Genomic DNA, 9,324 nt, shown 5'->3' on the forward strand with positions numbered 1-9,324 from the left:
GATCACCAGCATGTTCTCGCCCTCGTAGAAGCAGTCCACGGGGCACACCTCCACGCAGTCCGTGTATTTGCAGGCGATGCAGTTCTCGGTCACGACATAGGTCATGGACACCCTCGGCTGGTCGTTCGTCCCGGTCTGCTACGCGAGGCACCCCTGCGATGCAAGGCGCGGCCATGCCGCAGCGGACCGGCTGGTCTGTCAGGCAAGTGTAAACTCAAGTTGACAGTTTGCAAGAGCCCTCGGCACGCCGTTTCGCCGCAGGCTCAGTCCTCGGGATCGCGCAGCCGGTCGAGCGCGCGGCGGTCCTTCCCGGTCGGGCGCGGACCGGCCCGAGGCTCGGCGGAGGCAGCCGGTTCGAGGTCCTCGTAAAGCTGCTGCGCCTCGGTCGCGGGACCGCGCCGCACGCCCAGCGCCGTGATCCGCACCACGCGGATCGCGCGGCCCTGCGCGAAGGTCAGGACGTCGCCCGCCCCGACCGAGGCCGCGGGCTTCACCGCCCTGACCCCGTTCACGCGCACGCCGCCCTCGCCCACGATCCGCGCGGCGAGGCTGCGCGTCTTGAAGAAGCGCGCCTGCCAGAGCCAGCGGTCGAGGCGGTCGGTCTGGCGCGACGTATCGGTCAGGAGCGCCTCAGGTCCGGTCCTTCAGCGCCGCGAGGACGGCGAAGGGATTGTCAGGATCGATGCGCGCGGGCTTTTCTGGCCGGGCGGTGTAGGTGCGGGGCTTGTCGTCCTGCCCCTTGCCGCCGTGGGGCTTGCCGCCCTTGCCTTTGGGCTTGCCGCGGGGACGGTCGCCCCGCTCGCCCTCGCTGCGGGGCCGGTCGCCCCGCTCGCCGCCACCATGCTGCTTCTTGCCGCGCGGACGGCCGCCTTCGCCGTCGGCGCGCCGCTGCGGGCGGTCGCCGCCGCGGCGGCGGGGCGCCCAGATGAAAGTGTAGAAGACTTCCATCTCGACGGCGGCCTCCTCGCCCGGGGCCTGGCCGGGAACCTCCGTCGGGATCTCGACCGGCGTCTCGTCGGGCTGGTCGGCCGGTGTCTCGGCGGGCGGCGCGGGCGGCGTCTCGTCGGGCTGCTCGACGGGCATCTCCTGCGGCGTCGGGTCGGGCGTGTCCGCCCCCTCGAGCCCGGTCGGCGCATCGGCCGGCAGCGTGCCCGCGAGCGTCTCGTCCATCGTCTCGGGTGCGCCGTCGGCGGCGGCGGGTTCCACCACGGCGGGCGCCTCGGGCGCGGCCTTCACCTTGGGCCGCTCGCCCCGCTCGGCCTTGTAGCCGAGGCCGCCCATCAGGTCCGCGAACTGCTCGAGCGTGAGGCCCGTGATCGACAGCATGTCCGCGCTCGCCTCGAAGCCGCCGCGCGTGTCCTTGCCGCGCAACATGTCGGCCAGGCGCTCGAGCATGTCGATGCGGATCGCGCGCGAGGCGGCGGGCCGATAGCCCGACATGAGGTAGTAGCCCTCGGGCCGGTCGGTCTCGTGCGGGATGGTCACGAGGCCCGGCGGCGGGCTCTCGGGGATCGCGTCGAGTCCCTTGCCCAGCGCCCAGAGCGCGAGCCGCAGCCGCGTCGGCGCGGGCTTCAGCAGCAGCGGCAGGAAGATCGTGAACTGGCCGAAGCGCACGCCGTGCTTGCGCAACTGGCCCCGCGCCTCCTGGTCGAGCGACTTGATGTCCCCGGCGATCTCGGACCGGGGCACGATGCCGTAGCCCTCCACGAGGCGGAACGCGACGCCGCGCGCCAGCCCGGTGATCGCCTCGTCGCGCGCCATGTTCAGCATCGGCTCGAAGAGCGCGGCGATCTTGCGGTCGACGAAGTGCTGGAGGCGGCGCTGCACCTTCTGGATCACCTCGGCGCCTGCGTCGTCCTCGACGAAGGCCTCGGCGGTCGGCTTCAGAGGCTCGGGGCCCTGCACGAGGCGGCCGACGGCGATCTCGCCCCACATGAGGCCGCCCTGCTCGGTCATCTCGAAGGCGGTGTCGGGCGCGTTGTACATGCGGTCGGCGCGCAGGTGGAACTCGGGGCGGAGCGCCGCCATCGCGGCCTGCCGCAGCGTCCGCGCCTCGTCCGGGCTCGCCGTTTCGTCCTGGCGGAAGCGGAAGCCCTCGATCCGGCCGAGGACCTGGCCCTCGACGGTCACTTCGCCGCTGTCTGTCACCTCGGCCACAAGGCTCTCCTTCTGCTTCAACCGGCGCAGAAGCACGGAGGTGCGCCGGTCGACAAATCGCTGCGTCAGCGCGCCGTGCAGCGCATCCGACAGGCGGTCTTCTACGGCACGGGTCGCCTCGCGCCAATGGCTTTCGTCGTCGACCCATCCCGTGCGCTGCGCCACATAGGTCCAGGTGCGGATATAGGCGAGGCGCTTGGACAACGTGTCGATGTCGCCTTCGGTTCGATCGATCCGCTTCACCTGCCGCGCGAGCCAGTCGTCGGGCACGCGCCCGAGGTCGTGCAGGAACTCGAAGATCCGGCCGAGGAGGTCGGCGTGCTCGGCATGGCTGATGCCGCGGAAATCGGGGATGCGGCACACGTCCCACAGAAGCCGCACGTCGCGGGCCGAGCCCATGCGGCCGGCGATCTCGCCCCGATCCGCCAGCGCCTTCAGCGCCATGAGGTCGTCCGCCTCCCGCGCGCGGGTCAGCCAGTCGTCCTCGGTCCGCTCCTCGAGCGAGGCGACGAGGCGGTGGAGCGAGCCGAACTCGAGCGCGGAATTCCGCCACTGGAGCTTGCGCACCGGGGCGAAGCGGTGGCTCATCACCGCCTCGGCCACGTCCTCGTCGAGGGGCGGCGCCTCGCCGGTCACGCCGAAGGTGCCGGGATTGGTGTGCCGCCCCGCCCGGCCCGCGATCTGCGCCAGCTCGTTCGGCGCGAGGTCGCGCATCCGCCGCCCGTCGAACTTCCGCAGGCCCGAGAAGGCGACGTGCCGGATGTCGAGGTTCAGGCCCATCCCGATGGCGTCGGTCGCCACCAGCACGTCCACGTCGCCGTTCTGGTAGAGCTCGACCTGCGCGTTCCGGGTGCGCGGGCTGAGCGCGCCCATGACGACGGCGGGGCCGCCCTTCTGGCGGCGCAGGAGCTCGGCCATGGCGTAGAGGTTCTCGACCGAGAAGCCGACGATGGCGCTCCGGGGCGGCATCCGGCTGACCTTCTTGGACCCGGTGTAGGTCAGCTCCGACATCCGCTCGCGCCGGAGGAACTGCACGCCCGGCACCAGCGCCGCGATGGCGTTGCGCATCGTGTCCGAGCCGAGGAACAGCGTCTCGTGCAGGCCGCGTGCGTGCAGCAGCCGGTCGGTGAAGACATGCCCGCGCTCGAGATCGGCGCAGAGCTGGATCTCGTCGACCGCGAGGAAGTCGGCGCCGTTGCCGACGGGCATCGCCTCGACCGTGCAGACCCAGTATTGCGTCCGCTCCGGCACGATCCGCTCCTCGCCGGTGACGAGGGCGACGACCGAGGGGCCGCGGAGGCCGACGATCTTGTCGTAGACCTCCCGCGCCAGCAGGCGCAGCGGCAGGCCGATGACGCCCGTGCGATGGGCCAGCATCCGCTCGATGGCGTAGTGCGTCTTGCCGGTGTTGGTCGGCCCGAGGATGGCGGCGACGCGGCCGCGCGTGTCGGGACTGAGGTCCCTCATGGGCGCTCCTTCCGGGGGCCGCGCGTCAGAGCGTGCGGCCCTCCAGCTCCTGCTCGATCCGGCCTATGGCCTCTTCTATGTCCGGGCGGTGCGGATGTATAGCATGCGCCGCGCGGAACGCCTCCAGCGCGGTCTCCATGTCGCCCATCTCCTCGAGCATGATGCCGAGGCCCGTCAGCGCCGCGAAATGCCGTGGCTCGAGCGCGAGGACGCGCTGGATGTCGGCGATGGACTGCCCGTAGGCGCCCATCTGGAAGAGGAGCGTCGCGCGCGCGTTCCAGCCCTCCGCGAAGTCGGGGGCGTGGTCGGTCAGCGCCGTCAGGTGATCGTAGGCCGCCTCGAAGTCCTCCGCCGCCAGCGCCTCGCGGCCGCGCCGCAGCAGGTAGTCGGCCGAGGGCGAGCCCGAACGCGACCAGGCCTCGTAGACCTCGTTCTCCACCACGTCCCAGTTGCGGAGGTCGGGCTGCGAGAGCCGGTCCAGAAGCTCGTCGGCGGAAGGTTGCGCGATTGCAATGGCGGGAATCCCGCACAGGGCTGCCGCGACGACAAGATTGAGCAGAAGGGTGCGAAACGCCATGCTTCACATGTAGCATTTCCGCTCCCGCATTCCATATCAAAGCGCGGTGAACGGCGAAGGGTCGTCATCCGCGAACAAGGACCAGGAGACCAGAGAGACATGAGCAGCGTGATCGATGCGGCCGTCGATGCCATCGCCGAGAAGCTCGGCGGCACGTTCGACGGATCGGCCAAGTTCGTCATCCGCGGCGAGGGCGCCGTGATCGTCGACGGCGCGGGGGTGCGCGCCGCGACCGAGGAGGACGAGGCCGACGTGACCATGACCGCGGATGCGGGCACCTTCCAGGACATTCTGGCGGGCGACCTCAACCCGACCGCGGCCTTCATGTCCGGCAAGCTCAAGCTCGACGGCGACATGGGCACGGCGATGAAGCTCGGCTCGGCGCTGTCGTGATGCTGGTGGCGCCCGTGGTCTCAGGGCCGGTCCCGGCCCCCTTCCTCGGCGAGGTGGCCGAAGGGCCCGAGGGCGCCCGCGCCTGGTGGGTCACGAGCGCGGACGGCACGCGGCTCCGCATGGGCATCTGGCCCGCGGGGCCAAAGGGCACCGTCCTGCTTTTCCCCGGCCGGACCGAGTACATCGAGAAATACGGCCGCGTCGCGCAGGATCTCGCCGCCGCGGGCTGGGGCATGGTGGCCTTCGACTGGCGCGGCCAGGGCCTCGCCGACCGGCCGCGGCACCGTCGCGACATGGGCCATGTCGTCAGCTTCGACGAGTACCGGCAGGACGTCGCGGCCTTCCGCGCAGCACTCGAGGCGCTCGAGGTGACCGGGCCGTTCATGCTCATCGGCCATTCCATGGGCGGCGCGATCGGACTCAGGGCGCTCCACGACGGCCTGCCCGTCGGCGCCGCCGCCTTCACCGGGCCGATGTGGGGCATCCAGATGACCCCGTTCCTCAAGTCGATCTCCGGCATCGTCCTCGGCCTCGCCGGCCCGCTCGGCTTCGGCACGACCTTCGCGCCCTCTACCGGCCCCTGGAAGGCGATGGAGTTCGAGGACAACCCCCTCACCACCGACCGCGAGCAGTTCGACTACATGTCGCGCCAGATCGCGCGCCACCCCGAGCTCGCCCTCGGCGGACCCTCGATCCTCTGGGTCAAGGCCGCGCTCGCGGAGACGCGGACGCTGATGGCCCTGCCCGCCCCCGACGTGCCCGCGGTTACCCTCCACGGCAGCGGCGAGAGCATCGTCGAGGTTTCCGCGATGAAGGCGCGGATGGACCGTTGGCCGGGCGGGCGCCTCGTCGAGGTCGAGGGCGCGCTCCACGAGGTGATGATGGAGACGCCCGTGCGCCGCCGCTTCACGCTCGACACGATCCTGGGGCATTTCGACGAACACGCCTGACGGCGTGAGCGTCGCGCTTGGGTGCAACTTCGCGGTCCCGCGCACGCACGCGCTGGTCCCGACTCCGGCTCTTCTCCCGGCCTTCAGGCAGAAAGCCACGCGCCCCGCGCGCCTCGCGGGTGCCATAAGCGGTGCCCGCGGCTCCGGGCGCTGGCGCTGAACTTCCGCGAAAGCCCGTGCCGTAGGTCCGCCCCCCGGTTCACGCAGCCCCAGGGCGCGGAAATGCCCGCCAGCGGCGACACAGGCCCCGCCCCTCCCCGGCGCCGCCATTGCCGGTCCGGGCGCCCGGGGGCATGGCCCCCGCGGCGCGGCCACGCGGTGTCCCGAAGGGGCGCCCGGGGCCGCGCCGGCCTCCCCTCAGGCGAGGAGGCCGCGGTCGAGCCTCAGCACCCGGTCCATGCGCGCGGCGAGCGCGGGATTGTGCGTCGCGATCAGCGCGGCCATCCCCGTCTCGCGCACCAGCGCCATCAGCACGTCGAAGACCCGGTCCGAGGTCTCGGGGTCGAGGTTGCCCGTGGGCTCGTCGGCCAGGAGGAGGCGCGGCGCGTTGGCGAGCGCCCGGCAGAAGGCGACGCGCTGCTGCTCTCCTCCCGAAAGCGCCGCGGGCCGGTGCGCGGCGCGCGCGCTCAGGCCCACCCGGTCGAGCAGCATCGCCGCCCGCGCTTCGGCCTCGGCGCGGGCAACACCATGGGCGAGCTGCGGCAGGACGACGTTCTCCCCCGCGGTGAACTCGGGCAGGAGGTGGTGGAACTGGTAGACGAAGCCCACGAGCCCCCGCCGCGCCGCGGTCCTGACCCGGTCGGAGGCCGCGCCCACGTCCTGCCCCGCGATGGCGACCGTCCCCGCATCCGCCGTGTCGAGTAGCCCCGCGATATGGAGAAGCGTGGACTTTCCCGCCCCCGACGGCGCCACGAGGCCAACGACCTCGCCCGCGCCGATCTCGGCCGAGGCGCCGCGCAGGACCGCGACCTCGTTCGGGCGGCCGCGGTTGTAGACCTTCTCGATCCCCTCGAGCCTCAGCGCCGGATCACTCATAGCGCAGCGCCTCGACCGGGTTCATCCGCGCCGCCCGCCGCGCCGGGAAGATCGTGACGGCGAACGAGAGCCCGAGCGACAGCGCCACCGCCGAGAGCACGTCGCCCCATTCCAGCCGCGCGGGCAGCGTCGAGAGGAAGCGCACCGAGGGGTCCCAGACGCCGCCCCCCGCGAGCCAGTTCACCGCCGCGAAGATCGGGTCGATCCAGATCGCGAAGGCCGAGCCCAGCGCCACGCCCGCGATCGTGCCCGCGACCCCGATGGCCGAGCCGCAGATGAAGAAGACGCGCAGGACCGACCCCTCGGACAGGCCCATGGTCCTCAGGATGCCGATGTCGCGGGACTTGTTCTTCACCAGCATGATGAGGCCCGAGACGATGTTCATCGTCGCGATCAGGACGAGGATGGAGAGGATGATGAACATGATGTTGTCCTCCATCTGCAGCGCCTGGAGGAAGGCCCCGGAATTGTCCTCCCATGTCCAGATGGAGACGCCGCCGCCCGCCGCCTGGAGGATCGGGACGATCATCCGGCGGACCTCCTCGGGCTCGGCCAGCATGACCTCGATCTCGTCGGCAACGCCGTCGCGGTTGAAGTAGGTCTGCGCCTCGCCGAAGGGCATGTAGACGCGGATGCGGTCGATGTCCCAGCGCCCGACCTGGAAGATGTACACGACCTCGTAGGCCGAGACGCGGGGGCTGGTGCCGAAGGGTGTCCGCGCGCCGTCGGGCGAGATCAGGCGCACCCGGTCGCCGATGCCCACGCCGAGCTCGCGCGCCACGCCCGAGCCGATGGCGATGCCCTCGGGGAAGCGGCCGATATCGCCGCGCGCGACCTCGGGCTCGGCCACGAGCGGCACCTCGGCGAGGTCTTCGGGCGCGATGCCCACGACCTCGACGCCCGCGTTCCGTCCGCCCGCGGTCGCCATGACCTGGCCGCGGATCACCGCCGCGGCGTGGATCACGCCGGGCACCTGCGCGACGGCCTGCGCGACCGCCTCGTAATCCTCCATCACCCGGTCGACCTGTCCCGCCGCCGTCGTCTCGACCTGGTCGTAGACGCTGATGTGCGGGTTCGCGCCGAGGATCGTGCCCACGAATTCGTGACGGAAGCCCGAGCGCACGGCGAGCGTCGCGATCAGCGCGGCGACGGCCAGCGCGATGCCGAGGAAGCTGATCCAGGTCATCACGCTCACGCCCCCCTCGGCGCGGCGCGCGCGCAGGTAGCGCCAGGCGATGAGGAACTCGAACCCGGCGAAGGGTCTGGGCGTGGCGGCCATGGCATGGCTCCCTCTGCTCGTTGCGGGCAAGGTGGCCAGTTTGGCCCCGCTGTCAAGGCGAGCGGCCCCGGCGCTGCCGCCGCGGCGGGGTTGACGCCCCGCGCCGTTCGCGCCCATCTGCGGGGGAGAGGCGGAGAGAGACATGCACCAGCCAGCCATCACCGGGCACGGGGTCTTCACCCCGTCCGAGGTCATCACCAACGACGAGCTCGTCGTCGCCTTCAACGCCTGGGCCGACCGCTGGAACGCCGAGCACGCGGACGCGATCGCCGCCGGCGAGGTGGAGGCCAAGGCGCATTCCTCGAGCGAGTTCATCGTCGCGGCCTCCGGGATCGAACGGCGCCACGTGCTCGACAAGACCGGCATCCTCGACCCGGAGGTCATGCACCCCTGGCTGCGCGAGCGGACCGACGAGGAGCCGGGCCAGATGGCGGAAATGGCGCTCGACGCCTGCCGGCAGGCGCTCGACATGGCCGGGCTCGAGGCCGCGAAGGTCGACGCGGTGATCTGCGCCGCCTCGAACCACGAGCGCGCCTATCCGGCGGTCGCCGTCGAGATCCAGGACCTGCTCGGCGCGGGCGGCTTCGCCTTCGACATGAACGTGGCCTGCTCCTCGGCGACCTTCGGCATCCAGGCGGCCGCGGACATGATCCGCTCGGGCTCGATCGCGCGCGCCCTCGTGGTCAACCCCGAGATCTGCTCGGCCCATCTCGAGTGGCGCGACCGGGATTGCCACTTCATCTTCGGGGATGTCTGCACCGCGGTGCTGATCGAGCGCGAGGACCTGGCGCGCGGCCCGCACTTCCGCATCCGCTCGACCAGGCTCGCGACGCAGTTCTCCAACAACATCCGCAACAACAACGGTTTCCTGCGACGCACGCGGAAGGGTCACATGGAGGACCGCCGCGACATGCAGTTCATGCAGAATGGGCGGAAGGTCTTCAAGGAGGTGCTGCCGCTCGTGTCGCAGCACATCGCCGAGCACATGGCGGAGGAGGGCGTCGAGGCCGCGGACCTGAAGCGCCTCTGGCTCCACCAGGCCAACAAGACGATGAACGACTACATCGGCCGCAAGGTTCTGGGGCGCGAGCCTCTGGCCGAGGAGCAGCCGAACATCCTGCAGGACTACGCCAACACCTCCTCGGCGGGGTCGATCATCGCCTTCGCCAAGCACTCGGCGGACATGGCGCCGGGGGACCTCGGGCTCATCTGCTCCTTCGGGGCGGGGTACTCGGTGGGATCGGTGATCGTGGAGCGGGTCTGAGGGCCGGACGGGGCCTTGCAGCGGGACAGGTTGCGGCCGGAGCGGGCGGCGGGACAAGCCCCGCGCTACGGGGCCGGAGCGGGCGGCGGGACAAGCCCCGCCCTACGGAGCTGGAGCGGGCGGCGGGACAAGTCCCGCCCTACGGGCCGGAGCGGACGGCGGGACAAGCCCCGCCACCCCGACCGTAGGGCGGGACTTGTCC

At 71.6% G+C, this 9,324-nt stretch carries 8 protein-coding genes and 1 pseudogene; 3 read left to right on the forward strand and 6 right to left on the reverse strand.

Annotated elements, in window-relative coordinates; all coding sequences use genetic code 11:
- From ACTS11_RS18415 to ACTS11_RS18430, 4 genes and pseudogenes are all read right to left on the reverse strand, one after another.
- Window positions 1-105: pseudogene (locus tag ACTS11_RS18415) on the reverse strand (ferredoxin FdxA); the annotation flags it as partial.
- 158 nt (window positions 106-263) lie between these two features.
- A complete protein-coding gene (locus ACTS11_RS18420; protein ID WP_442641752.1) occupies window positions 264-623 on the reverse strand; it encodes an RNA-binding S4 domain-containing protein in 360 nt (119 codons plus the stop codon).
- Window positions 624-630: 7 nt separating this feature from the next.
- Window positions 631-3,624 (reverse strand): helicase-related protein, encoded by a 2,994-nt coding sequence (locus ACTS11_RS18425; protein WP_442641745.1) that lies wholly within the window; start codon window positions 3,622-3,624, stop codon window positions 631-633.
- A 25-nt stretch (window positions 3,625-3,649) separates the two neighbouring features.
- Window positions 3,650-4,201 carry a tetratricopeptide repeat protein gene (locus ACTS11_RS18430; RefSeq protein WP_442641746.1) on the reverse strand — a complete coding sequence of 184 codons (552 nt, stop codon included), beginning with the start codon at window positions 4,199-4,201 and terminating at the stop codon, window positions 3,650-3,652.
- A 99-nt stretch (window positions 4,202-4,300) separates the two neighbouring features.
- Here ACTS11_RS18430 and ACTS11_RS18435 point away from each other — a divergent pair, with 99 nt between their 5' ends.
- Both ACTS11_RS18435 and ACTS11_RS18440 read left to right on the forward strand, forming a co-directional pair.
- The gene (locus ACTS11_RS18435; RefSeq protein ID WP_442641747.1) at window positions 4,301-4,594 is read left to right on the forward strand and encodes an SCP2 sterol-binding domain-containing protein; all 294 of its coding nucleotides are present in this window, start codon (window positions 4,301-4,303) and stop codon (window positions 4,592-4,594) included.
- Window positions 4,594-5,544 (forward strand): alpha/beta hydrolase, encoded by a 951-nt coding sequence (locus ACTS11_RS18440; protein WP_442641748.1) that lies wholly within the window; start codon window positions 4,594-4,596, stop codon window positions 5,542-5,544. Before ACTS11_RS18435 ends, ACTS11_RS18440 begins: the two co-directional genes overlap by 1 nt.
- 357 nt (window positions 5,545-5,901) lie before the next feature.
- Here the strand turns inward: ACTS11_RS18440 and ACTS11_RS18445 are convergent, their stop codons facing one another.
- Together ACTS11_RS18445 and ACTS11_RS18450 are read right to left on the reverse strand one after the other, a co-directional pair.
- Window positions 5,902-6,579, reverse strand: coding sequence for an ABC transporter ATP-binding protein (locus ACTS11_RS18445; RefSeq protein WP_442641749.1), 678 nt, complete (start codon window positions 6,577-6,579; stop codon window positions 5,902-5,904).
- Window positions 6,572-7,858 (reverse strand): lipoprotein-releasing ABC transporter permease subunit, encoded by a 1,287-nt coding sequence (locus tag ACTS11_RS18450; RefSeq protein WP_442641750.1) that lies wholly within the window; start codon window positions 7,856-7,858, stop codon window positions 6,572-6,574. Before ACTS11_RS18450 ends, ACTS11_RS18445 begins: the two co-directional genes overlap by 8 nt.
- A gap of 142 nt (window positions 7,859-8,000) precedes the next feature.
- On the opposite strand from ACTS11_RS18450, the gene ACTS11_RS18455 reads away from it, so the two are divergent.
- Window positions 8,001-9,122, forward strand: coding sequence for a beta-ketoacyl-ACP synthase III (locus tag ACTS11_RS18455; RefSeq protein ID WP_442641751.1), 1,122 nt, complete (start codon window positions 8,001-8,003; stop codon window positions 9,120-9,122).
- The last annotated feature ends 202 nt before the right edge of the window (window positions 9,123-9,324 follow it).

Source organism: Roseicyclus sp. (genome assembly GCF_052168335.1).
In the GTDB taxonomy this organism is placed as follows: Bacteria; Pseudomonadota; Alphaproteobacteria; order Rhodobacterales; family Rhodobacteraceae; genus Roseibacterium.